This is a genomic window from Sulfitobacter sp. TBRI5 (genome assembly GCF_051013555.1).
GTDB lineage: Bacteria > Pseudomonadota > Alphaproteobacteria > Rhodobacterales > Rhodobacteraceae > JL08.
The window spans coordinates 3,790,741-3,812,861 of the sequence record NZ_CP112884.1 but is presented as its reverse complement, the minus strand read 5'-3'; the positions used below and the strand labels follow the sequence as shown (position 1 = coordinate 3,812,861).

Sequence of the window (22,121 nt, the reverse complement as noted above, 5' to 3'; positions counted from 1 at the left end):
CAAGTTTAGTATTCTTGTATACAAAAAGGTTGACATGGAATGCACGGATGCGGTTACTTGCTCGCAATGGTCCGCATCGTTTTCGGACCTGTCTATCTGGGAGGATACCATGAAGAACCTATTCGCATCCGGCGTTGCTGCCGTTGCCCTGTTGGCGGCCAGCGCCGTGTCTGCCACCGAATTGCGCCTGTCGCACCAATGGTCCAACAGCGACATCCGCCACAAGGTGGCCGAGATCGTCGCAAACGAGGTTGCCGCCGCGAATGTCGATCTTGAGATCAAGATTTTCGGATCGAAATCGCTGTTCAAACCGCGCGAGCAGTACAAGCCGCTTAGCCGTGGCCAGCTGGACATGACTGTTCTGCCGCTGTCTTACGCAGGCGGCCAGCAACCGGCCTATAACCTGACACTGATGCCCGGCCTGGTGAAAAACCACGATCATGCCGCGCGCCTGGCGGATAGCCCGTTCATGGAAGCGCTTGAGGCCAAGATGGCCGAAGATGATGTGATGGTTCTGGTGCACGGATACCTTGCCGGCGGCTTTGCGGGCAAAGACAAATGCATCACCAAACCCGAAGACGTAGCCGGGTTGCAAACCCGCGCGGCGGGCAAGGCGTTCGAACAGATGCTGGCAGGGGCAGGGGCCTCGATCGCGTCGATGGCCAGCTCGGAAATCTACAATGCGATGCAGACCGGCGTTCTGAACGCGGCCAACACATCGTCGTCGTCATTTGTATCCTACCGGATTTACGAACAGGTGTCTTGCTACACGCCTGCCGGAGATGTGGCGCTGTGGTTCATGTACCAGCCGCTGTTGATGAACAAATCGACCTTTGAAGGCCTGACCGCCGAACAGCAGGATGCCTTGTTGGCTGCTTCGGCCAAGGCCGAAGCGTTCTATCTGGAAGAAGCCAAGAATGAAGACGCGGCATCGGCACAGGTGTTTGCCGACAACGGTGTTGAAATTGCCGAAATGACTCAGGCCGATTTCGACGCATGGCGTGAACTGGCGAAAACCACATCTTATGCCGCGTTCGTGGCAGATGTACCCGATGGTCAGGCATTGCTGGACATGGCGCTTGCCGTTGAATGATCTGATCTGACGTAAAGATCACGGATGGGGCGCAAAACATGTGCCCCATCCCGACCTGAATAACGAAATCAACACGAAAAACAGGGGGTCGGCACATGTCGGGCCAGCTATCGACCAGCGTTGCCAAGACGGGCGACAACCGGTTTCTACGAGGCGTTGCAGCCATATCCACCGTGGCTGGATGGTGTTCTGCGGCGATGATCGTTCTGGCGGTTGGAATTACCTGCCAGATGATCTTTGTGCGCTTTGTGCTGAACGGATCAACGGTCTGGCAGACCGAGATGGTGATTTACCTTGTCATCGCGGCCACCCTGATCGGCTTGCCCTATGTGCAGCGCCTGCGCGGCCATGTGAACGTGGATCTGATCCCCCTGATGTTGCCGTCGCGCTGGCGGCTGGCCCTGTGCATCGTCACGCTGACCACGTCAATCGTGATTGTCGCGGTGATGCTTTATTACGGCTATGATTACTGGCACCTTGCGTGGTCACGCGGCTGGACGTCCGATACAATCTGGGCCGTGCGCCTCTGGATCCCCTATGCCGCCCTGCCTGTCGGTTTCGCCCTTCTGGGTCTGCAACTGATCGCCGATCTGGTCGCTGTCCTGCTCAGGATTGATGCGCCATTCGGGCTGGAGGACGCATAATGGATCCGCTTACACTGGCCGGACTGGTTGCGTTTTTCACCATATTCGTGCTGTTTTCCGGCGTATCGGTCGCGCTGGGCCTGCTGATCGTATCGGGCGGTTTCCTGATTGTGTTCGATGGCGTGCGCAGCCTTGAACTGATGCCGGAAATCCTGTTCGGCAAGCTGGATAATTTTGCCCTTCTGTCCATTCCGATGTTCATCATCATGGGGGCGTCCATCGCCTCGACCCGCGCCGGTGCTGATCTTTACGAGGCGCTGGAGCGCTGGCTGACCCGGGTGCCGGGGGGGCTGGTGATCTCCAATCTGGGGGCCTGTGCCCTGTTTGCCGCCATGTCGGGCTCAAGCCCTGCAACCTGTGCCGCCATCGGCAAGATGGGTATCCCCGAGATGCGCAAGCGCGGCTATCCCGATGGTGTCGCCGCCGGGTCGATCGCCGCCGGGGGCACATTGGGTATCCTGATCCCGCCATCGGTCACGATGATCGTCTACGGCATCGCAACCGAGGTATCGATCGGGCGGCTGTTTCTGGCCGGTGTCTTTCCCGGCCTGTTGCTGGTGACGTTGTTCATGGCATGGTCGCTTTATTCTACGGCGCGGTCGGGCAACGCCCAGCTTTTGCAATCCACCAGCTATAGCTGGCGCGAGAAATTCGAAATCCTGCCCCGGGTGGTTCCGTTTCTGGTGATCATCATTGGCGTTCTTTACGCCATGTATGGCGGCGTTGCGACGCCATCTGAAACGGCAGCCGTGGGCGCGTTGCTGTGCCTGATCATTGCGATGGTGATCTACCGGTTGTGGAACCCGCGCGATCTATGGGTTGTTCTGCGCGACAGCACCAAGGAAAGCGTGATGATCCTGTTCATCATCGCCGCCGCGGGCGTTTTTTCCTACATGCTGTCCAGCCTGTTCATCACCCAGTCGATTGCCGAATGGATCGGCACGCTGGATGTGAACCGCTGGGTGCTGATGGGGGCGATCAACGTGTTCCTGCTGATTGCGGGCTTTTTCCTGCCCCCCGTCGCGGTCATTCTGATGGCGGCCCCGATCCTGTTGCCGATCATCACAACCGCCGGGTTCGATCCGATCTGGTTTGCCGTCATTCTGACGATCAACATGGAAATCGGTTTGATTTCGCCGCCGGTGGGTCTGAACCTTTACGTGATCAACGGCATCGCCCCTGACATCAAGCTCAAGACCATCCTTTTGGGATCGCTGCCCTTTGTCGCCTGTATGGTCGTTGCGATCATTCTGTTGTGCCTGTTTCCGGGCATTGCGACATGGCTGCCCGATGCGGTGATGGGACCCGCGTTATGAGCCTGCTTGCCGATCTTCTGTCGACCGTGTTTGAGCGGGCGACAAAACCGCTGGCACAGCAGGCCGACAGCGGTGCCCCGCTGGATGAAATGATGCGCGATCTGGTGCGCAATCACGACGAAGTGCAGGGCATGGTGCTGGCCCAGCAAATCCTGAACCGGTACCACGCGATGGAAGACGCCGAGAAAAAGGCGTTTTTCCTGATGCTGGCGCAGGATATGGATATTCAGCCCGATCAGGTGCGCGCCGCGTTGGATGCGTACGAGGCGGATCAGACCAAAGCCACCTATCGCGCCTTTGTCGAAGCGGCCGAAGCGCCGCGTCAGGAAATGCTGCGCCGTCTGAACCAGGTTCCGGGGGCGACGGGGCAATTGGTGGCAATGCGCGCCGATCTGCTGAAACTGGTGCGCGACCACCCCGAACTGGCCCCTGTCGATCTGGATTTCCGCCACCTGTTTGCGTCGTGGTTCAACCGTGGCTTTCTGGTGCTGCGCCCCGTCAACTGGGACAGTCCGGCGCAGATTCTGGAAAAGATCATCGCATACGAGGCCGTGCACGCCATCGACAGCTGGGACGATCTGCGCGCCCGTCTGCTGCCTAGCGACCGGCGGTGCTTTGCATTTTTTCACCCCTCAATGCCAAACGAACCGCTGATTTTCGTCGAGGTCGCGCTGACCCGCGGTGTGCCCAGTTCGATCCATTCGGTTCTGACAGAAGACCGCACCGAACTGCCCCCGCAAGAGGCGGATACCGCCGTGTTCTATTCGATCTCTAACTGTCAGGCCGGGCTGGCCAGCATCTCCTTTGGCAACTCGCTGATCAAACAGGTGGCAGGTGATCTGGCCCGTGATCTGCCGGGGTTGAAAACCTTTGTGACCCTGTCGCCTATTCCGGGGCTGGCGGCATGGATGGAAAGCGTGGACAAGAACGAACTGAACCCGGATGCCGAAATTGACGAAGTGGCCGCTGATTTCCTGCTGAACGCCAAACGGCTGGATGGCATGCCGATCGATCCGGTGGCACGGTTCCATCTGGGCAACGGGGCAATGGTGCACGCGGTTCATGCCAAGGCCGATCTGTCCGCCAAAGGGCAGGCACAATCCAAGGGCGCAATGGTGAATTACCTGTACGATCTGTCCAAAATCGCTGAAAACGTACAGGCATTTACCACGGGGGGGCAGGTGGTCGCCTCGTCCGCGGTCAAGGCGCAGGCACGCAACGCAACCCGCATCAAACGCTAAAGAATTCGGAGGCCGGAATATGGCGAACCCGCTTTATGATACATTGTTCGGAACCCATCAGGGGAGCGATGCGGATTTCCTGCTGCTGCCGGATGGAGGCGTTCTGAGCTATCGCGATTTTCTGGCGATGACGGCGCGGTTTGCCCATGTGTTTTCAAATGCGGGGCTGGTGGCGGGCGACAGGCTGGCGGTACAAATCGACAAATCGCCCGAGGCGCTGGCCGTTTACGCCGCTTGTGTGCAGGCCGGATTGGTGTTTTTGCCTCTGAACACTGCCTATAAAGAAGCGGAACTAGCTTATTTTATCGAAAACAGCGGCGCACGTCTGGTCCTGTGCCCCGATGCGCGCGCGCAAACGCTGGCCCCGATTGCAGCGGCCTGCGGTGCGGCGCTGGATATCTTGAACGATGACGGCACCGGCGGCATCGTGGACAAGGCACAGGCGCAGCCCGACAGCTTTGATACTGTGGCACGCAGCAGTGATGATCTGGCTGCGTTCCTTTATACATCCGGAACAACGGGACGATCCAAGGGCGCGATGCTGACCCAGGAGAACCTGTTGTCCAATGCGCAGACGCTGGTGGAGTACTGGCAGTTCAGCGACCGTGATGTGTTGCTGCACGCCCTGCCGATCTTTCACACTCACGGGCTTTTTGTGGCGACGAACGTGATCCTTCTGGCGGGCGGGGCAATGATTTTCCTGCCGAAATTCGATGTGGGGCAGGTTGTGCACGAAATGGCGCGCGCCACATCCATGATGGGCGTGCCAACCTTTTACACCCGCCTGCTGGATACGCCGGAATTCACCCGCGAAGTGGCTGCACATATGCGGTTGTTCGTGTCCGGTTCGGCCCCGATGCTGGCCGAAACCCACACCGCGTTTTTCGAACGCACCGGCCACCGTATTCTGGAACGTTACGGCATGACCGAAACAAATATGAACACGTCCAACCCATATGAAGGGGAACGGCGTGTGGGCAGTGTCGGGTTTCCCCTGCCGGGGGTCGAGGTCCGGATAACGGATGCCGATGGCGCCGATGTGGATCAGGGCACAATTGGCCAGATCGAGGTGCGCGGGCCAAACGTGTTCAAGGGCTATTGGCAGATGCCCGAAAAAACCGCCGCCGAATTGCGCGACAACGGGTTTTTCCTGACCGGCGATCTGGGGCGCATCGACGAAGACGGATATATCTACATCGTCGGACGCGACAAGGATCTGATTATTTCCGGGGGGTACAACATCTATCCCAAGGAAATCGAAATGGTGATCGACGATCAGCCCGGCGTGCAGGAAAGCGCGGTGATCGGCGTGCCCCACGCGGATTTCGGCGAAGGTGTTGTGGCAATCGTCGTGCCCAAACGCGGGGCTTCACCTGATCTGGATGAAATCACCCGATCCATCAAATCCGAGCTGGCGCGCTTCAAGCATCCGCAAAAACTGATTGTGCTGCCGGAACTGCCCAAGAATACGATGGGCAAGGTGCAAAAGAATGTCCTGCGTGAAGACTATAAAGACATATTGTCGGTATAACAGTGTGTTATGGCCGATACCTTAAGTAGTTTTCAGGTCCGGTCAGGCCCAGTTTATATCGGTTGAACTGTCTACTAAAAATTTAGTTTGACAAAAAGCCGGTGTTGGAACCACACTGGCTCAGCCGGATGGAAACCGGCACCAAATCTCAAGGGAGGAGACAAGATGCGTAAGTATCTGCTCTCCGCAGTTGCGGCATCTGCCGTGATCGCGGGGTCCACGACAGCTATGGCCGACGAAGCCGCCGCCACACGCTGGATTGATCAGGAATTTCAACCGTCTGTCCTGAGCAAGGACGAACAAATGGCCGAGATGAAGTGGTTCATCGACGCGGCGCAGCCCTATGCCGGCATGGAAATCAACGTGTTGTCCGAAGGCATTCCGACACATTCCTACGAATCCGAAGTGCTGACCAAAGCGTTCGAGGAAATAACCGGTATCAAGGTCAATCACCAGATTCTGGGCGAAGGCGAAGTGGTGCAGGCGGTGCAAACCCAGATGCAGACCGGCCGGAACCTCTATGACGCCTATGTCAATGACAGTGATCTGATCGGCACCCATTCGCGGTTGCAACTGGCCTATAACCTGACCGACTTCATGGCAGGCGATGGCGCAAGTGTCACCAATCCGGGCCTTGATCTGGCCGATTTCATGGGCATCCAGTTCACCACCGGCCCCGATGGCGACCTTTATCAGTTGCCCGACCAGCAATTTGCCAACCTCTACTGGTTCCGCAAGGACTGGTTCGACCGCGAGGATCTGCAAGCTGCGTTCAAGGAAAAATACGGCTATGATCTGGGTGTGCCGGTCAACTGGTCCGCTTACGAAGATATCGCCGAGTTTTTCAGCAACGACGTCAAGGAAGTCGACGGAACGACCATCTATGGCCACATGGATTACGGTAAACGCGCGCCCGATCTGGGCTGGCGGATGACCGATGCCTGGCTGTCGATGGCCGGTGCCGGATCAAAGGGCGAACCCAACGGTATTCCGATCGACGAATGGGGTATCCGGATGGAAGCGGGTACCTGTAACCCTGTCGGTGCGTCGGTAACGCGCGGCGGGGCGGCAAACGGCCCTGCGGCGGTTTATGCGATCCGCAAATGGGATGAATGGCTGCGCGCCTATGCACCCCCCGGTGCGGCATCTTATGACTTCTATCAGTCGCTGCCCGCACTGGCACAAGGCAACGTTGCCCAGCAAATCTTCTGGTACACCGCCTTTACCGCCGACATGGTCAAGCCGAAATCGGAAGGCAACAACACCGTCGATGACGAAGGCAACCCGTTGTGGCGGATGGCGCCAAGCCCCCACGGCCCCTATTGGGAAGAAGGCCAGAAGGTCGGCTATCAGGACGTGGGATCCTGGACAATTCTCAAGTCCACCCCGCTGGATCGCGCACAGGCGGCGTGGCTTTATGCCCAGTTCGTGGTGTCCAAAACCGTGGATACCAAGAAATCGCATGTTGGCCTGACCTTTATTCGCAACAGCACCGTCAATCACGACAGCTTTAGCGAACGCGCCCCCAAACTGGGTGGTCTGGTCGAATTCTACCGGTCGCCGGATCGTGTGGCATGGTCGCCCACGGGCATCAACGTGCCGGATTACCCCAAGCTGGCGCAAATCTGGTGGCAACAGATCGGCGATGTGAACTCTGGCGCGTTTACGCCACAGGAAGCAATGGATCGTCTGGCCGAGGAAATGGATATCACCATGTCCCGGATGCAGGCCGCCGATGAGGCCGCCAACATCTATGGCGGCTGCGGTCCGCGTCTGAACGAAGAAAAAGACGCGGAATGGTGGTTTGCCAACGGTGGTGCCAAGCCCAAGCTCGACAATGAAAAGCCGCAAGGCCAGACCGTCAACTATGACGAACTGGTGGCGCGCTGGGCGGCGAACTAAACGGTTCTCCCTGTGCGCCTGACCCACTTGGGCGCATACACACTGGCCGGGGCCTTTTTTGGTCCCGGCCGATTTGACGCACCATCACCACCACCTAGCCGGGGCACCATCGCGCATGGCCGTAGAACTCAAGAACATTACCAAAGTCGTGAACGGCAAAGTCCACATCAAAGAGACAAGCATGGTGCTGGAACCGGGCCATTTCAACGTTCTGCTGGGGCAGACGGGCGCGGGCAAGACATCGCTGATCAAGATGATGACGGGTTTGGATCCGATCGCCGGCGGGACGATCCTGTTTGACGGCGTGGATGTGACCGGGCTGAACACGCAGAAACGCAACATTTCCCTCGTGCACCAGTTTTTCGTCAATTACCCGCACATGAGCGTTTTTGACAACATTGCTTCGCCGTTACGCGTGGCGGGCATGGCTAAATCCGAAATTCAGGGCAGGGTGGAACAGGCCGCCGATGTGCTGCAACTGCGCCCGATGCTGGGCCGCCGCCCGCACGAGCTGTCCGGTGGACAACAGCAGCGTACCGCGCTGGCCCGCGCCATCGCCAAGGAAAGCAAGGCGGTGTTTCTGGATGAACCGCTGGCCAATCTGGATTACAAATTGCGCGAGGAATTGCGCGAACAACTGCCCGAGATTTTCGCAGGCCGTGGCGCGGTTGTGGTTTACGCCACCTCCGAACCCGAAGAGGCGCTGTTGCTGGGCGGCATGACCGGGTTGATGAATGACGGGTCTGTGACCCAGTTCGGCCCCACGGCCCAGATTTACCGCGCGCCGCAAGATCTTGTTTCGGCACAGGTTTTTTCGGATCCGCCGATCAATTTTGCAACCGTGACAAAACAGGGCGACACCGCGCGCCTGACATCGCAAACCACCTGGCCGATGGCGGGGGATGCCGCCGCACTGGCGGATGGCACCTATACCGTGGCCATACGCCCCCATCACGTCAGCCCGGTGCCGACAAAATCCTGTTCCATCGCCCTTGATGGCCAAGTGCTGGTGACCGAACTCAGCGGATCGGAAAGCAGTGCGCATTTCCGGATGGACGCGGGCGACTGGGTATCGTTGTCCCACGGGGTACATCCGTTCAAGGTGGGTGAAACCCACATGTTCTATCTGGACCCGTCCGCGTGTTTCTATTTCGCACCCGACGGCAAGATCGTGGCGTAAGGGGTTAGGATCATGGCAAAAATCACGCTCTCCAACTTGCGCCACAGCTATTACTCGAACCCGCAGGGGCCGGATGATTTCGCGCTGAAAAAGATTGATCTGGATTGGCAGGATGGCGGGGCATACGCGCTGCTTGGCCCTTCGGGATGCGGTAAATCTACGCTGTTGAACATCATTTCAGGGCTACTTGCCCCGTCCGAAGGTCGTATCCTGTTTGATGACCGCGATGTGACGCATCTGCCGCCGGACAAGCGCAACATCGCGCAGGTGTTCCAGTTTCCGGTGATCTACGACACGATGACGGTATTCGACAATCTGGCCTTTCCCTTGCGCAATCGCGGCGTGGCCGAGGCCCGCGTGGCCGAACGCGTGCACGAGATTGCCGAGATGCTGGACGTGACCGAAATGTTGGGCACGCGTGCCGCCGGGCTGTCACCGGACAACAAGCAAAAGATTTCGATGGGGCGGGGGCTGGTGCGTGACGATGTGAATGTCGTCATGTTTGACGAGCCGTTAACGGTGATCGATCCGCACCTGAAATGGAAGCTGCGCAGCAAGCTGAAAGAACTGCATCAGAAAGTGCGCGCCACGATGATCTACGTCACCCATGACCAGACCGAGGCGCTGACCTTTGCCGATCAGGTGGTGGTGATGCAGGATGGCGAGATTGTGCAGATCGGCACCCCCGTAGAACTGTTTGATCGCCCCGCCCACACCTTTGTCGGCCATTTCATCGGATCGCCCGGAATGAACATCCTGCCTTGCGAAATCCGCGATAAAGCTACTTTTTTCAACGGGATGAAGATTGATCTTGAAGGAAAAATAGACGGCGCTGACACTGGCGACATGCAGATCGGTGTGCGCCCCGAATTCGTGAGTATTGCCGCATCCGGTATTCCAGCGCGCGTGCGCAAAATCTCGGATGTGGGGCGTCACAATGTGGTCGAGGCGATGGCCGGAGACACCAAGATCAAGGCCGTGATCGAAGGCGCCGTGCCCGAACAGGGCAGCGAGGTGTTTCTGAATCTGGCCCCCGAAAAAACCCGCCTTTACCGCGACGGCTGGATCGCAACCCGACCCGACACAGGAGGTGACGCATGAAAACGCAAAACCACAAAGCGTGGTTCTTTGTGCTGCCGGTGCTGTTGTTGGTCGCCTTCAACGCGCTGATCCCGATGATGACGGTGGTGAATTATTCGGTGCAGGAAACCTTTGGCAACAACCAGTTTTTCTGGGAAGGGCTGCGCTGGTTCGAGGAACTGCTGAATTCGGAACGCTTCCATGCCGCTTTGGGGCGGCAGTTTCTGTTCACCGGTCTGATCCTGCTGATCGAGATTCCGCTGGGTATCATCATAGCACTCTCCATGCCGCGGCAGGGGTTCTGGGTGCCTGTCTGTCTGGTGACGATGGCGCTGCCCATGCTGATCCCGTGGAACGTGGTCGGGGCCATGTGGAACATCTTTACCCTGCCTGACATCGGCCTCCTAGGATATCTGATGAACCATACGCTGGGTATTGACTATGACATGACGCAAAACCCCTTTGCGGCGTGGGCCACGATCATCACCATGGATGTCTGGCACTGGACGTCGCTGGTGGTTTTGCTGTCCTATGCCGGCCTCGTGTCGATCCCGGACGCCTATTATCAGGCGGCCAAGATCGACGGGGCCAGCGCATGGTCGGTGTTTCGCTATATTCAGTTGCCCAAGATGAAACAGGTGCTGACCATCGCAATCCTTCTGCGGTTTATGGACAGCTTTAATATCTACACGGAAGTCTTTGTTTTAACAGGCGGAGGCCCGGGTAATTCAACGACCCTCTTGTCGATTGATCTGGTCAAGATCGCGTTGGGCCAGTTCGATCTGGGGCCGGCGGCGGCGATGTCGCTGATCTATTTCGCCATCACATTGCTGGTGTCCTGGTTGTTCTACACGCTGATGACAAAGGACGACGCAAAATGAAAAAGCGCAGCCTGATCCCGATCCTGTACATCCTGTTCCTGCTGTTGCCCATCTACTGGCTGGTCGCGATGAGCTTTAAGACCACAAACGAAATCCTTTCGGGGTTTTCCCTGTTTCCGCAAACCTTCACGCTGGAAAACTACGCGGTGATCTTTACCGATCCCAGCTGGTATTGGGGTTACATCAACTCGATCCTCTATGTGTCTTTGAACACTGTGATTTCCATCGCTGTCGCCCTGCCTGCTGCCTATGCGTTTTCGCGCTATCGCTTTCTGGGCGACAAGCAGTTGTTCTTCTGGCTGCTGACCAACCGGATGGCCCCTGCGGCGGTGTTTGCCCTGCCGTTCTTTCAGCTTTATTCATCCGTTGGCCTGTTTGATACGCATATCGCCGTGGCGCTGGCGCACTGCCTGTTCAACATCCCGCTGGCGGTCTGGATATTGGAAGGGTTCATGCGGGGCGTGCCCAAGGAACTGGACGAAACCGCCTATGTCGACGGCTACAGCTTTCCGCGGTTTTTCGTGACCATCTTTCTGCCGTCGATCAAGGCGGGTGTCGGTGTGGCCGCGTTTTTCTGTTTCATGTTCTCGTGGGTGGAAATGCTGCTGGCCAAGACCCTGACTGCGGTCGAGGCAAAACCGATTGCAGCCACGATGACAAAAACCGCGTCCAGCGCGGGGTATGAACTGGGCCTGCTGGCGGCGGCCGGCACGCTGACGATCATCCCCGGAGCGGTCGTGATTTATTTTGTGCGCAACTACATCGCCAAGGGTTTTGCCCTTGGGCGCGTATAGGAAAGGGGGCGAAAATGCTGGGATGGATGGCATGGACATGGCCCACGGCGCTGGTGTTCATCGGGATTTTCACCGCAATCGGGATACTGACGGTGATTGAAATCAAATATCCCGGTGGCGGCGAACGCAAGGGCGTGTTGGGCCTGACCACAACGCGCGGTGACCGGCTGTTTATTTCGCTGCTGGGCACGGTCTACATATTCCTTGCCTGGCTTGGGCTTATGGGTATGCCGCTTTGGGCGCCGCTGGCGATCAGCATCGCGTGGGGCGTGTTCTGTTTCTGGAAGGTCTGAGCGGATGGCCAAATTCGACATTGGAAAATGGCGCGGGATCGGTTCTACTGATCTTACAGCCGAAGAGGATGCAACATCAGGACCGGGGCGCGGATGAGACCCAAAAAGAAAAACGAATTCCTGACCGAGGTCGAGCTTGAGTTCATGACCGAGCTTTGGACCCTAGGCGAGGGGACGGTCAGGGACGTACTGGCCAACCTAGACCCGTCGCGCAACCTAGCCTATACTTCGGCGGCCACAATTCTGCGCATCATGGAGCAGAAGGGATTTGTGACCAGCAAGAAAACGGGACAGACATTTGTCTATAAACCTGTGCTGGCCAAGGAAGAATACCAGTCAAAATCCCTGCGCGATCTGTCAAACAAGCTGTTTGATGGCACGCCCGCGTCGCTGGTTGCGCGGTTGGTCGATGATCAGGGCATATCGGAAGAGGCATTAGAGGAAATACGGGCGTTATTGGACAAGAGGTTGAAAAATGACACTGATTGATGCCTTTCTGAATGCCTATATCAATGCGAATATTTTGCTGGTCGCGGCCGTCATCCTGTGGATGGTTGCGTGGTCGCTGATGCGTCTGGCCGGATTGCGCCATGCCTTTGGCACGCAGTTGCGCCTGATCAACAGCCTGTTTTTTGCCGTTGCGCTAAGCCCGTTCATCGCTGCCGGTTTTCAATATGCGCTTGGCACCGGCATAATCGGCAACCGCTTCGTGCCCAACCTTTCGGATTTCGTCGTTGCCCAGTATCTGGATGGGCGGATAGAAATGAAGGCCACGGCCTTTGCCGACATTATCGGATTTCGCGACCGGCTGACCCATGAACTGGTGACGCTGAAAACACCGCTGGGCATCACGGCAGCCCTGTTTCTGCTGGCGGGGTTCAGCGTGCTGACGCTGCGGGTTCTGGCCAGCGCCGTTCAGTTGCGCAACCTGATCCGGCGCAGTTACAAATGGCGTCAGTTCGGCAATGTCCAGTTGCGGCTGAGTGATACGGTCTCTGTCCCGTTTTCAACCCGCAGTCCGTGGCACCGGTTCATCGTCATTCCCACCAAGATGCTGGAAAACAGCGATGATCTTCGCATGGCGCTGGCGCACGAGTTTCAGCATATCCGGCAGGGAGATGTGGAATGGGAAATCGGGCTGGAAACGCTGAAACCGTTATTTTTCTGGAACCCGGCCTTTCTGATCTGGAAGCGCAGCATCGGGCATTTGCGTGAACTGGCCTGCGATCAGACCATATTGGCACGCCATAAATTCGATGCGAATTCCTATTGCGACTGCCTGTTGCGGGTGTGTCAGGATGGCATTCGCAGCCGGTCGCACCGCTTTATTCCCAATGTCGCCTTCGTCCGCATTGATCTTGATCCGTTCAGTTCGAATTCTGCGCGGTTCCTGCGCTACCGCGTGACATCGATGTTGAACACGACACTGCCGCGTGACGGGCGCAACCTGTTCCGGTTTGTGCAGGTGCCGCTGGTGGCGTTGCTGGTGTTTGGAACTGTGGCCATCCAGCGCCCCGGCGACTGGAGCCAGGACCGGTTGATGCTGTCCACCATCGTCAATCTGGAACGGCTGGAGGCGCGAACGGTCCCGCGCCCCTGATCGCCAGTCAGCAGGTATTGAACGCGGTCACATGTGCACGATCTGACCTGTGTGTGACAAGGAATAACTTGCCATTTACCCTGCCAGTAAGCTATGTATCGACTAAGTTAGCGCTAACATGTGCTTTGTGACAAAAGGGGGAAATCATGGTGACGCGGATCGCTATCAACGGGTTCGGCCGGATCGGGCGCTGTGTCTTGCGCGCCCTGGTCGAGCAGGATGCCACCGACATTCAGGTGGTCGCGGTCAACGATCTGACCCCGCCGGAAACCCTGTTGCATTTGCTTAAGGTCGATTCCGTTCACGGCCGGTTTCGCGGTGATATCGCGCTGAATGGCACAACCCTGACAGCCGGGCGCCACACCATCGCCCTGACCAATCAGAAAGACCCGGATCAGCTGCCCTGGGGCGGTGTTGATATCGTCTATGAATGTACCGGCCACTTTACCAGCCGCGACGCAGCAGCGCTGCATCTGAAAAATGGCAGCAAGCGGGTGCTGGTATCGGCCCCCGCCAAAGATGCGGATCGCACGATTGTTTACGGTGTAAATCATCAAACGCTTGTTGCCGGTGACAAGATCATTTCCAACGCGTCCTGCACCACGAATTGCCTGGCCCCAATGGCCATGGTGCTGGATCAGACGGTGGGCCTAAAAACCGGTTACATGACGACAATCCACGCCTATACAGGCGATCAGCCGACCCATGACAGCCCGCATCGCGATCTGTATCGCGGGCGCGCGGCGGCGTTGTCGATGATCCCGACGACAACAGGCGCGGCCAAGGCCATCGGGCTGGTTCTGCCGCAACTGGCGGGCAAGCTGGAAGGATCGGCGGTGCGCGTGCCAACGCCCAATGTGTCTATGGTTGAATTGTGTTTTGTTCCCGAAAGCGCAGCCACGGCCGATGCGGTCAACACAGCGCTGCGCGATGCGGCAAGCGGGCCGCTGGCGGGCATCATGTCATTTGAAACCGATCCGTTCGTTTCGATCGATTACAATCACGATCCGCATTCCTGCTGTGTCGCAGGGCCACAAACCTCGGTGACCACAGGTGGGTTGGTGCGCGTTGTCGGCTGGTACGACAACGAATGGGGCTTTTCCAACCGGATGAACGATACCGCCCGCGCCATCGCAGCCCTGTTCTGATCAGCGCAGAATGCCCTTGAGGTAAACGCCGTAATCGTTCTTGGCGAACATATCGGCGCGCTCTGACAATTGGTCGGCGCTGATCCAGCCCAACGCATAGGCAATTTCGTCCAGACACCCGGTTTGCAAGCCCTGGCGGCGTTCCAACGTCCGCACGAAATTGCCCGCATCCAGCAGGCTGGCGTGGGTGCCGGTATCCAGCCACGCATAACCGCGCCCCATCCGTTTCACCGTCAGCTTGCCAGCGTGCAGGTACATTTCCAGCAATGTCGTAATCTCAAGCTCTCCGCGGGCGGATGGTTTTACGTCGCGGGCAAGGCGGGGCGCGTCGCTGTCCAGAAAATATAGCCCAGTTACCGCATAGCGCGAAGGCGGCACTTCGGGTTTTTCGACAATCGCGACGGCCTTGTCGTTTTTGTCGAAACTGACCACGCCATAGCGTTCAGGATCGGACACGTGATAGCCGAACACGGTGCCACCACTTGCCTGCGTGTCCGCCTCGGCAAGCAATTCAGGCAGGCCGTGACCAAAAAAGATGTTGTCGCCCAGCACCATGGCCGAAGGCGCGCCATCCAGGAAATCCTCGGCCAGAAGATAGGCCTGCGCCAACCCGTCGGGCGAGGGTTGCACAATATAGCTTAGTGAAATGCCCCACTGGCTGCCATCGCCAAGCGTGCGTTTGAACTGTTCCTGATCCTGGGGCGTGGTGATCATTGCAATGTCGCGGATGCCCGCCAGCATCAGCACCGAAATCGGATAATAGATCATCGGTTTGTCATAGATCGGCAAAAGCTGTTTCGAAATGCCCATCGTTATCGGATACAGCCGCGTGCCCGATCCACCCGCCAGAATGATACCTTTACGCTGGGACATATAACTTTCCTTTGAACTGACTATGGGCCTGCATAGGGGCCGCGAAGGGCAAGACTGTGGTAGAAATACGATAAATTCGGATCGGTTGGTATATTGCTTTGGTTGTGCGGCCTATATCGCCTGCAGTTCTGACAGCACCGCACGCAGCGAAACACGCCAGTCGGGCCGTTCGATCCCGAAAGTGCGGGTCAGAGCACGACAGTCCAGACGCGAGTTTTTTGGTCGCATTGCCGGAGTCGGATAGGCACTGGACGGAATGTCGGTCACGGTACAGTCGATCCCTGCCATGTCAAAAATCGTGCGGGCAAAATCGGCCCAACTGACGTCGGGTGTGCCTGCATAATGATAAAGCGCAGGGGCGCGGGGCGTGTCTATCAGCGCTCTGGCAATTGTGACGCAGGCCGCCGCAATGTCGCCCGCTGCCGTCGGCCCGCCAATCTGGTCGGCCACGATGTTCAGCGCATCCCGTTCCGCCCCCAGCCGCAGCATGGTTTTGACGAAATTGAGGCCGTGGGCAGAAAACACCCAGCTTGTGCGCAATATCGCGGCGCTGCCGCCCGCATCCAGAACCGCACGCTCACCCGCAAGTTTGGACCGCCCGTAAGCGCCCAGCGGCCCAACGGGGTCCGACGGCTTCCATGGCGCGGATCCTGTGCCGGAAAATACGTAATCCGTTGAAATCGTGACAAAAGGAATGTTCAAAGTGGCGCAGGTGCGCGCCATGGTGCCGGGCGCATCGCCGTTGATCACGCTGGCCAGCGCCTCGTTTTCCTCGGCAGCGTCGACGGCGGTGTAAGCGGCGGCGTTGATCACGGCAGCGGGCGCACAGGCGGTGATGGCGTCGGCGCAGGCCGCCGGATCGCTCAGATCCGCCGGATCGCGGCCCAGCGTTTTGATGTCATCGAATTTTGCCAGTTCACTGGCCACCTGACCGGTTTTGCCAAACACCAGAATCATGACTTGGTGCCCAGCCGTTCGCCTACTCCGGCACGATCTTGCAGGGCGCGCCACCATGGTTCGTTGTCCAGATACCATTGCACGGTCTTTTCCAGCCCCTTCTGCAAGGTGACAGACGGACGCCAGCCCAGTTCGGATGCAATGCGCGTCGGGTCGATCGCATAGCGCAGATCGTGGCCGGGGCGGTCGCTGACAAACGTGATCTGGTCAGCGTAAGGCGCTGATTTAGGTCGCTTTTCATCCAGAATGGCACAGATCATCCGCACCAGATCGATATTGCGCACCTCGTTTTCGCCGCCAATATTATAGCTGCGGTTCACCCGCCCCTTTTGCAGCACGGTCAGCAACGCATCTGCGTGGTCTTCGACATAAAGCCAGTCGCGCACGTTTTCGCCCGAGCCGTAAACCGGAATGGGCTTGCTGGCCAATGCGTTCAGAATGACCACCGGCACCAGTTTTTCGGGGAAATGGAACGGTCCGTAATTGTTCGAACAATTGGTCAGAACCACAGGCAAGCCATAGGTTTCCGCCCAGGCGCGCACCAGATGGTCACTGGCTGCCTTGCTTGCCGAATAGGGGCTGCGCGGGTCATAGGGTGTGGTTTCGGTGAATTGCCCTGTCGCCCCCAGCGATCCGAACACTTCATCTGTTGAAATATGATGAAAGCGGAACCGGTCTGGCCGCCCTTCGCTGACCCAATAGGTGCGCGCGGCTTCAAGCAGGGTGTAAGTGCCCATGACATTGGTGTCGATGAAAGCACCGGGGCCATCAATGGACCGATCGACATGGGATTCCGCCGCAAGATGCATGACGGCATCGGGCGCATGGGTGGCAAACACTTCATCCAGCGCGGCGCGATCCCGGATATCCGCGTGCACAAAGGTATAGCGGGCATCATCCGCAACGCTGGCCACGTTATCCAGACAGGCCGCATAGGTCAGCGCATCCAGATTGATGACGCTGTGGCCATCACGTATTGCCTGGCGCACCACGGCAGACCCGATAAATCCCGCCCCCCCCGTCACAAGCAACTTCATGGTCTATCCTTCCCACGTGAAAGGCGTATCGAACGCATCCAGCATCTGTGCCCCTGCGTCTTTGTCCGACAGGATCGCAGGGCCGCTCAGGCCCCAATCAATCCCGATGGCCGGATCGTCAAAGCGCACAGCCCCGTCACATTCCGGCGCATAATAATCGCTGCATTTGTAGATGATTTCGGTATCGGGGGCGCGCGTCGCAAACCCGTGCAGAAACCCGGCAGGCACTAATAACTGTCTGCCGTTTTCTGCGCTCAGTTCGATCCCGAACCAGCGCCCGAACGCGGGCGATCCGCGCCGTACATCCACCGCGACATCAAAAAGCACGCCGCGCCCGCACCGCACCAGCTTGGCCTGTGCATGAGGGGGCGATTGAAAATGCAACCCGCGCACGGTGTTCACAGCGGCGGACAGCGAATGATTGTCTTGGACAAATTCGATATTGATCCCCTGATCTTGCAGGGTCTTGCGGTTCCAGCTTTCGGAAAAAAAACCGCGTTCGTCGCCAAAGCGCGCCGGTTCAAGGATCAACAGGTCCGGCAGGTCAGTCTTGGTAATGCGCACTCGAAAAAAAACTCCGTAACATCAATGCTCACAGCCATAGCAAGCAAGGCGCGGCGTGTCACGGTTGCAGATTTTACGTTTTCTTCGGCGTGCGAAAAAGTTGCATTTAAAACAGCCCGCCAGCGCGGGCTGGCGGGCAGGATCATCGGGGCCGGGCCGGAATCAGCGGCCCAAAGTGGCCAAAGTGATCTGGCGCGCGGCCCCCAGACGGTTTTCGATGTAAAACCGTGGGGTTGCGCCGCCTGTATCTATCGCAACGCTCAAATGGCCATCAGGCCCGGTCGTGCCTGTCAGCGCACCGCTGGCAAATTCCAGCGTACCTGCGGGAGCGGTGAACAGGGCTGTGAAATTGGCCGCCCCCGCCAGCGGCCCCGTGACCGAGAACAGGAAACTGTGGCCCGTCAGATCAACCCCCATCCAGATCAGGGCGCGCGACGGATCGGACCACGGAATATCAAAGCTGTGCGCACTGTCATCGTCCAGCAGGATATCGGCCAGATAGGTCTGCCCCGATGGCACCCGCAGGGACGCATCGGCCGGATCAATCACCAGAGCATCGCGCAAAGACACGCCATCGGTGCCAACCTTGACCGACAACTCGTTTGATCCTGACAGCCCGATTTCGGCGCGAGCGGCCCAGCCCGACTGAAACAGCAGGCTGGCCGTGTCCGCATCCGCGGCCTTGTTGATCTTGAGCCGGTGATCGGAACCGTCATGGCTGAACAGGGTGGCATCGCTGGCCACCACCAGCCGGTTGGTGGAATCCGCTGTTGCCTGCACCCCGATTTGTGGCACGTTCTGCAAATCGGGCAGGGCCGCCACCCATGCCCCCCCGTCAAAGCGCACCTGTGCCCCTGTGGCGATAATATCTGCGCGCCAGCCGGGTTTCGGCATCACGCAGGTCCAGCCGGTGCCGTCGAAAACTGCAACTTGCCCGTCTTTCCCCGCCCAGTCACCGGTGGCCCCCGATGCGATCAGATACCGATCCCCGGTTGCGGGCTGCGCGGGCGGCGTGGCGCGCGCCCCTTCCAGCACCGACAGTTGCGTGGCCGCATCCAGAATGCGCAGGGCGGCATTGTGGGTCACGTGTTTTTGCGCCTGAGACGGCTGAATATAGGGCAGCGACAAGGCTGCCGAGGTTTCGACCATGAAATGTTCCTTTTGCAAGGGGTTTAGGGGTATATCAGATGGAAACTGCGGCTGATATATTGAGAAAAGATAAGTGATGCGCGCGCCGGTTTGCCTCAATCTGCAACACATCAACCCCTAAAATCCGAAATGAGTTTCCCGATTTGAACACAATCGGGCAACGCGCGGTTAGGGTCTTTGCACCATCCTGCCTGACGGAAGTGGGAAAGGGTCTGGAATGAAACTGGCGCAGTTTGCGACAGCCACACCGGTTGTGGGCGCGTCGGAACCGGCATTGGCCGGGATCACTGATATGTATCTTTATGCAGGCGGCGCAACACCGGTTCTGTTCACGGTCACGCGGGCGGGCGGATGGCTAAGTGCATATGATGTTTCGTCCGGTGGTGCCACGCTGACGGACAACTGGTATCTGGACGACACCTTTCTGCAACTGGAAAGCACGGATATTGCGGTTGCTTACGGGCCTGACGGCGCGCAGTTGCTGCTGGCGGGGCTGCTGTCTGACGATCTGATGGGTCTGTCTTTGCCTGCTGCGGGCACGGCGGGCGTGTTCGGGATGCAATCCGCATGGCAGACCAGTGGGGTCAGCGCTGCCACATTCACGGATGTTGAATGGGTTGAAGGCACGCAATTCGGGCTGGTGTCGGTCCGCTCGGGCGGTCTGATCAGCCTTGATCTGTCAAATACGGGGCAGGCGGCTGCCTCAATCGCGCCCGGTAGCGGTGTTCTCCCCGATACGCGCGTCAGCGCCATGGCGTCTGCAACGATCGACGGCGTCCATTATGGCGTTGCGGGGTACGCGCAAGACGATGCGCTTGGCCTGTTTCGTCTGGACGATGCGGCGCAGATCGAACCGCTTGCCAGCGTTTTCGCCGGTGCCGATACCGGCTGGTTTTCAGACCCTGCGTCGCTGGCCTTTGCCGAAGTTGCGGGTGAAAGTTTTGTGATCATGGCCGCATCGGGCAGCCAGTCCCTGACGGTGCTGCGGTTTTCTGACACTGACGGGTTTGAAGTGGCCGATCATGTCCTCGACAGTCTTGAAACCCGCTTTGCCCATGCCTCCCATCTTGAGGTGGTTGAAATGGGCGATATGTCCTTTGTGATCGCTGCGGGAACCGACAGCGGGTTCAGCGTGTTTGCCCTGCTGCCCGGCGGGCGGCTGCATCCTGTTGAAACGGTTGCCGGCAGCATTGCATCCCCCCTGAACAATATCACCGGGCTTGAGGCGCATGTGTCGGGTGACGAACTGCACCTGTGGGTATCGACGCAGTCGGCACCCTACCTGTCCGAATATCTGCTTACGTTTCAAGGGCGTGGCAGCATGCTGAATGCCGATGCCGCTGGCGGCCCCCTGTCTGGCACCGGTGCGGCGGATACTCTGGCGGGGCGGGGCCGATATTCTCAATGGCGGGGCGGGGGACGATATCATCATTGACGGGGCTGGAGCGGATATCCTGACCGGTGGCGCGGGCGCGGATGATTTCGTGTTCGTGCGCGATGACCAGCGCGATGTCATTACCGATTTCCAGCCGGGTCTGGACAGGATCGATCTGACCGGCCTGGACCAGCAATGGGATCTGGCTGATCTGATTGTTCTGCCGCGATCCTGGGGGCCGAACTGCGCTATGGCGAAGAGGTGATCGAGGTGCGCAGCGCCACACTAACGCCTCTGGGTTCGGCAGATTTCGGGGCGGATACATTCGTGACGACAGATCGCGTGACCTATACCGGCATTCCGGTGGACCAGATCGTGGTTACCTATGCCGGCGGCGTACCGCTAACGGGCAGCGACATGGCCGACTGGCTGCACGGGGATGATGCGAACGATCTGATATCGGGCGCGGGAGGGGATGACACGATTTGGGGCGTGGCGGGAAATGATACGCTTTACGGCGGAACCGGAAATGACCGGATCGAAGGCGGCGACGGGGACGATTCTTTTTACGGCGATGCGGGTTTGACGTGTTGTTGGGGGGGGCGGGCAACGATGTGCTGGACGGGGGCGCGCAAGCGGATGAACTGCGTGGCGGCGATGGCAACGACCGGTTGCTGGGCGGTGACGGATTTGACACGCTTTACGGTGAAGGCGGCGATGACGTTTTGTTGGGCGGGGACACGGTTGATCGCCTTTACGGGGGTGCTGGCAATGATGTTTTGCGGGGCGGCATCAATGTAGGCTACAGTATCGAAGGCCTGTTTGGCGAAGACGGCGATGATCTGCTGTTTGGCGACGGCGGAATTGATCTGCTGGATGGCGGCGCGGGCAATGATGTGCTGGACGGCGGCAATCAGGCCGATAATCTTTATGGCGGTACCGGCAACGACATATTGATCGGCGGCAACGGGTTTGACCGTCTGTTCGGGGGCGACGGTCAGGATGATTTGCGCGGCGATGCGGGCACCGATGCGCTGTTTGGTCAGGGCGGTGATGATGTTCTGGACGGAGGCACGGATGATGACCGGCTTTGGGGCGGCACAGGGGATGACATGCTGTTCGGGGGTGACGGCAACGACAGCCTGCGCGGGGATGCCGGGTTTGACAGGCTGGACGGTGGCGCAGGCGATGATGACATCTGGGGCAACTTCAACGCGGATGTGTTCGTTTTTGCCAACGGCCACGGACATGACCGGATCATGGATTTCGACGCGCTGAACATCCACGAAAAACTGGATATGTCCGGGCTTGACGCGTTCGGCTCACTTGCGGATGTTCAGGACGCGGCGATCGGGATCGGCGATGATCTGTTGCTGCCGACAGGACCGGACAGTTCGATCCTGCTGGTCAATGTGGCGCTTGGCGATCTGGACGAAAGCGATTTTCTGTTTTGATCTGTGCCG

Annotated in this window: 22 protein-coding genes and 1 pseudogene; 18 read left to right on the top strand and 5 right to left on the bottom strand. The window is 58.4% G+C overall.

What is annotated here, in order from left to right; genetic code table 11:
* Nucleotides 1-109 precede the first annotated feature (109 nt).
* From dctP to gap, 14 genes are all read left to right on the top strand, one after another.
* Complete coding sequence (gene dctP, locus OLX72_RS19025) at nucleotides 110-1,093, top strand: TRAP transporter substrate-binding protein DctP (protein WP_114872180.1); 984 nt, start codon at nucleotides 110-112, stop codon at nucleotides 1,091-1,093.
* Between the two features lie 95 nt (nucleotides 1,094-1,188).
* Nucleotides 1,189-1,737 (top strand): TRAP transporter small permease, encoded by a 549-nt coding sequence (locus OLX72_RS19020; protein WP_114869671.1) that lies wholly within the window; start codon nucleotides 1,189-1,191, stop codon nucleotides 1,735-1,737.
* Complete coding sequence (locus tag OLX72_RS19015; RefSeq protein WP_114869672.1) at nucleotides 1,737-3,053, top strand: TRAP transporter large permease; 1,317 nt, start codon at nucleotides 1,737-1,739, stop codon at nucleotides 3,051-3,053. The genes OLX72_RS19020 and OLX72_RS19015 overlap by 1 nt, the downstream gene beginning before the upstream one ends.
* Complete coding sequence (locus tag OLX72_RS19010; RefSeq protein ID WP_114869673.1) at nucleotides 3,050-4,294, top strand: malonyl-CoA decarboxylase; 1,245 nt, start codon at nucleotides 3,050-3,052, stop codon at nucleotides 4,292-4,294. Before OLX72_RS19015 ends, OLX72_RS19010 begins: the two co-directional genes overlap by 4 nt.
* A 19-nt stretch (nucleotides 4,295-4,313) precedes the next feature.
* Nucleotides 4,314-5,825: a malonate--CoA ligase gene (locus tag OLX72_RS19005; RefSeq protein ID WP_433989325.1), complete on the top strand. Its 1,512-nt coding sequence runs from the start codon at nucleotides 4,314-4,316 to the stop codon at nucleotides 5,823-5,825.
* Between the two features lie 165 nt (nucleotides 5,826-5,990).
* Entirely contained in the window at nucleotides 5,991-7,727 is a 1,737-nt protein-coding gene (locus tag OLX72_RS19000; RefSeq protein ID WP_114869675.1) for an ABC transporter substrate-binding protein, read from the top strand.
* A 115-nt stretch (nucleotides 7,728-7,842) separates the two neighbouring features.
* The gene (locus OLX72_RS18995) at nucleotides 7,843-8,907 is read left to right on the top strand and encodes an ABC transporter ATP-binding protein (protein ID WP_114869676.1); all 1,065 of its coding nucleotides are present in this window, start codon (nucleotides 7,843-7,845) and stop codon (nucleotides 8,905-8,907) included.
* A gap of 12 nt (nucleotides 8,908-8,919) precedes the next feature.
* The gene (locus tag OLX72_RS18990) at nucleotides 8,920-10,008 is read left to right on the top strand and encodes an ABC transporter ATP-binding protein (protein ID WP_114869677.1); all 1,089 of its coding nucleotides are present in this window, start codon (nucleotides 8,920-8,922) and stop codon (nucleotides 10,006-10,008) included.
* On the top strand, nucleotides 10,005-10,868 hold the full coding sequence (locus tag OLX72_RS18985) for a carbohydrate ABC transporter permease (protein ID WP_114869678.1): 864 nt from the start codon (nucleotides 10,005-10,007) through the stop codon (nucleotides 10,866-10,868). Before OLX72_RS18990 ends, OLX72_RS18985 begins: the two co-directional genes overlap by 4 nt.
* Nucleotides 10,865-11,662 (top strand): carbohydrate ABC transporter permease, encoded by a 798-nt coding sequence (locus OLX72_RS18980; RefSeq protein WP_114869679.1) that lies wholly within the window; start codon nucleotides 10,865-10,867, stop codon nucleotides 11,660-11,662. The genes OLX72_RS18985 and OLX72_RS18980 overlap by 4 nt, the downstream gene beginning before the upstream one ends.
* A gap of 14 nt (nucleotides 11,663-11,676) precedes the next feature.
* Nucleotides 11,677-11,955, top strand: a complete 279-nt coding sequence (locus OLX72_RS18975; RefSeq protein WP_114869680.1) for a DUF2160 domain-containing protein — start codon at nucleotides 11,677-11,679, stop codon at nucleotides 11,953-11,955.
* Between the two features lie 93 nt (nucleotides 11,956-12,048).
* Nucleotides 12,049-12,444, top strand: a complete 396-nt coding sequence (locus OLX72_RS18970) for a BlaI/MecI/CopY family transcriptional regulator (protein WP_114869681.1) — start codon at nucleotides 12,049-12,051, stop codon at nucleotides 12,442-12,444.
* The gene (locus tag OLX72_RS18965) at nucleotides 12,431-13,555 is read left to right on the top strand and encodes a M56 family metallopeptidase (RefSeq protein WP_433989324.1); all 1,125 of its coding nucleotides are present in this window, start codon (nucleotides 12,431-12,433) and stop codon (nucleotides 13,553-13,555) included. Before OLX72_RS18970 ends, OLX72_RS18965 begins: the two co-directional genes overlap by 14 nt.
* A 146-nt stretch (nucleotides 13,556-13,701) precedes the next feature.
* The gene (gene gap / locus OLX72_RS18960; RefSeq protein ID WP_114869683.1) at nucleotides 13,702-14,703 is read left to right on the top strand and encodes a type I glyceraldehyde-3-phosphate dehydrogenase; all 1,002 of its coding nucleotides are present in this window, start codon (nucleotides 13,702-13,704) and stop codon (nucleotides 14,701-14,703) included.
* On the opposite strand, the gene rfbA is transcribed toward gap, so the two are convergent.
* The 5 genes from rfbA to OLX72_RS18935 all read right to left on the bottom strand — a co-directional run bounded on the left by rfbA (nucleotide 14,704) and on the right by OLX72_RS18935 (nucleotide 19,283).
* Nucleotides 14,704-15,576, bottom strand: a complete 873-nt coding sequence (gene rfbA / locus OLX72_RS18955) for a glucose-1-phosphate thymidylyltransferase RfbA (RefSeq protein ID WP_114869684.1) — start codon at nucleotides 15,574-15,576, stop codon at nucleotides 14,704-14,706. It lies immediately after the preceding gene.
* Between the two features lie 111 nt (nucleotides 15,577-15,687).
* A complete protein-coding gene (rfbD, locus tag OLX72_RS18950) occupies nucleotides 15,688-16,533 on the bottom strand; it encodes a dTDP-4-dehydrorhamnose reductase (protein ID WP_114869685.1) in 846 nt (281 codons plus the stop codon).
* On the bottom strand, nucleotides 16,530-17,570 hold the full coding sequence (rfbB, locus tag OLX72_RS18945) for a dTDP-glucose 4,6-dehydratase (protein WP_433989323.1): 1,041 nt from the start codon (nucleotides 17,568-17,570) through the stop codon (nucleotides 16,530-16,532). Before rfbB ends, rfbD begins: the two co-directional genes overlap by 4 nt.
* Nucleotides 17,571-17,573: 3 nt before the next feature.
* Nucleotides 17,574-18,134 carry a dTDP-4-dehydrorhamnose 3,5-epimerase gene (gene rfbC / locus OLX72_RS18940; RefSeq protein ID WP_114869687.1) on the bottom strand — a complete coding sequence of 187 codons (561 nt, stop codon included), beginning with the start codon at nucleotides 18,132-18,134 and terminating at the stop codon, nucleotides 17,574-17,576.
* A gap of 162 nt (nucleotides 18,135-18,296) precedes the next feature.
* A complete protein-coding gene (locus OLX72_RS18935) occupies nucleotides 18,297-19,283 on the bottom strand; it encodes a DUF2793 domain-containing protein (RefSeq protein ID WP_162797955.1) in 987 nt (328 codons plus the stop codon).
* Nucleotides 19,284-19,500: 217 nt separating this feature from the next.
* On the opposite strand from OLX72_RS18935, the gene OLX72_RS18930 reads away from it, so the two are divergent.
* The 4 genes and pseudogenes from OLX72_RS18930 (at nucleotide 19,501) to OLX72_RS18915 (ending at nucleotide 22,112) form a co-directional block, all read left to right on the top strand.
* A complete protein-coding gene (locus OLX72_RS18930) occupies nucleotides 19,501-20,718 on the top strand; it encodes a hypothetical protein (RefSeq protein ID WP_433989322.1) in 1,218 nt (405 codons plus the stop codon).
* Nucleotides 20,648-20,923, top strand: coding sequence for a M10 family metallopeptidase C-terminal domain-containing protein (locus OLX72_RS18925; RefSeq protein WP_433989321.1), 276 nt, complete (start codon nucleotides 20,648-20,650; stop codon nucleotides 20,921-20,923). Before OLX72_RS18930 ends, OLX72_RS18925 begins: the two co-directional genes overlap by 71 nt.
* A 152-nt stretch (nucleotides 20,924-21,075) precedes the next feature.
* Nucleotides 21,076-21,228: pseudogene (locus OLX72_RS18920) on the top strand (calcium-binding protein); the annotation flags it as partial.
* A gap of 44 nt (nucleotides 21,229-21,272) precedes the next feature.
* On the top strand, nucleotides 21,273-22,112 hold the full coding sequence (locus OLX72_RS18915) for a calcium-binding protein (protein WP_433989320.1): 840 nt from the start codon (nucleotides 21,273-21,275) through the stop codon (nucleotides 22,110-22,112).
* The last annotated feature ends 9 nt before the right edge of the window (nucleotides 22,113-22,121 follow it).

Coding starts and splice junctions, on each gene's coding strand:
- dctP (WP_114872180.1), top strand. CDS start 110: ATGAAGAACCTATTCGCATCCGGCGTTGCTGCCGTTGCCCTGTTGGCG.
- OLX72_RS19020 (WP_114869671.1), top strand. CDS start 1,189: ATGTCGGGCCAGCTATCGACCAGCGTTGCCAAGACGGGCGACAACCGG.
- OLX72_RS19015 (WP_114869672.1), top strand. CDS start 1,737: ATGGATCCGCTTACACTGGCCGGACTGGTTGCGTTTTTCACCATATTC.
- OLX72_RS19010 (WP_114869673.1), top strand. CDS start 3,050: ATGAGCCTGCTTGCCGATCTTCTGTCGACCGTGTTTGAGCGGGCGACA.
- OLX72_RS19005 (WP_433989325.1), top strand. CDS start 4,314: ATGGCGAACCCGCTTTATGATACATTGTTCGGAACCCATCAGGGGAGC.
- OLX72_RS19000 (WP_114869675.1), top strand. CDS start 5,991: ATGCGTAAGTATCTGCTCTCCGCAGTTGCGGCATCTGCCGTGATCGCG.
- OLX72_RS18995 (WP_114869676.1), top strand. CDS start 7,843: ATGGCCGTAGAACTCAAGAACATTACCAAAGTCGTGAACGGCAAAGTC.
- OLX72_RS18990 (WP_114869677.1), top strand. CDS start 8,920: ATGGCAAAAATCACGCTCTCCAACTTGCGCCACAGCTATTACTCGAAC.
- OLX72_RS18985 (WP_114869678.1), top strand. CDS start 10,005: ATGAAAACGCAAAACCACAAAGCGTGGTTCTTTGTGCTGCCGGTGCTG.
- OLX72_RS18980 (WP_114869679.1), top strand. CDS start 10,865: ATGAAAAAGCGCAGCCTGATCCCGATCCTGTACATCCTGTTCCTGCTG.
- OLX72_RS18975 (WP_114869680.1), top strand. CDS start 11,677: ATGCTGGGATGGATGGCATGGACATGGCCCACGGCGCTGGTGTTCATC.
- OLX72_RS18970 (WP_114869681.1), top strand. CDS start 12,049: ATGAGACCCAAAAAGAAAAACGAATTCCTGACCGAGGTCGAGCTTGAG.
- OLX72_RS18965 (WP_433989324.1), top strand. CDS start 12,431: ATGACACTGATTGATGCCTTTCTGAATGCCTATATCAATGCGAATATT.
- gap (WP_114869683.1), top strand. CDS start 13,702: ATGGTGACGCGGATCGCTATCAACGGGTTCGGCCGGATCGGGCGCTGT.
- rfbA (WP_114869684.1), bottom strand. CDS start 15,576: ATGTCCCAGCGTAAAGGTATCATTCTGGCGGGTGGATCGGGCACGCGG.
- rfbD (WP_114869685.1), bottom strand. CDS start 16,533: ATGATTCTGGTGTTTGGCAAAACCGGTCAGGTGGCCAGTGAACTGGCA.
- rfbB (WP_433989323.1), bottom strand. CDS start 17,570: ATGAAGTTGCTTGTGACGGGGGGGGCGGGATTTATCGGGTCTGCCGTG.
- OLX72_RS18935 (WP_162797955.1), bottom strand. CDS start 19,283: ATGGTCGAAACCTCGGCAGCCTTGTCGCTGCCCTATATTCAGCCGTCT.
- OLX72_RS18930 (WP_433989322.1), top strand. CDS start 19,501: ATGAAACTGGCGCAGTTTGCGACAGCCACACCGGTTGTGGGCGCGTCG.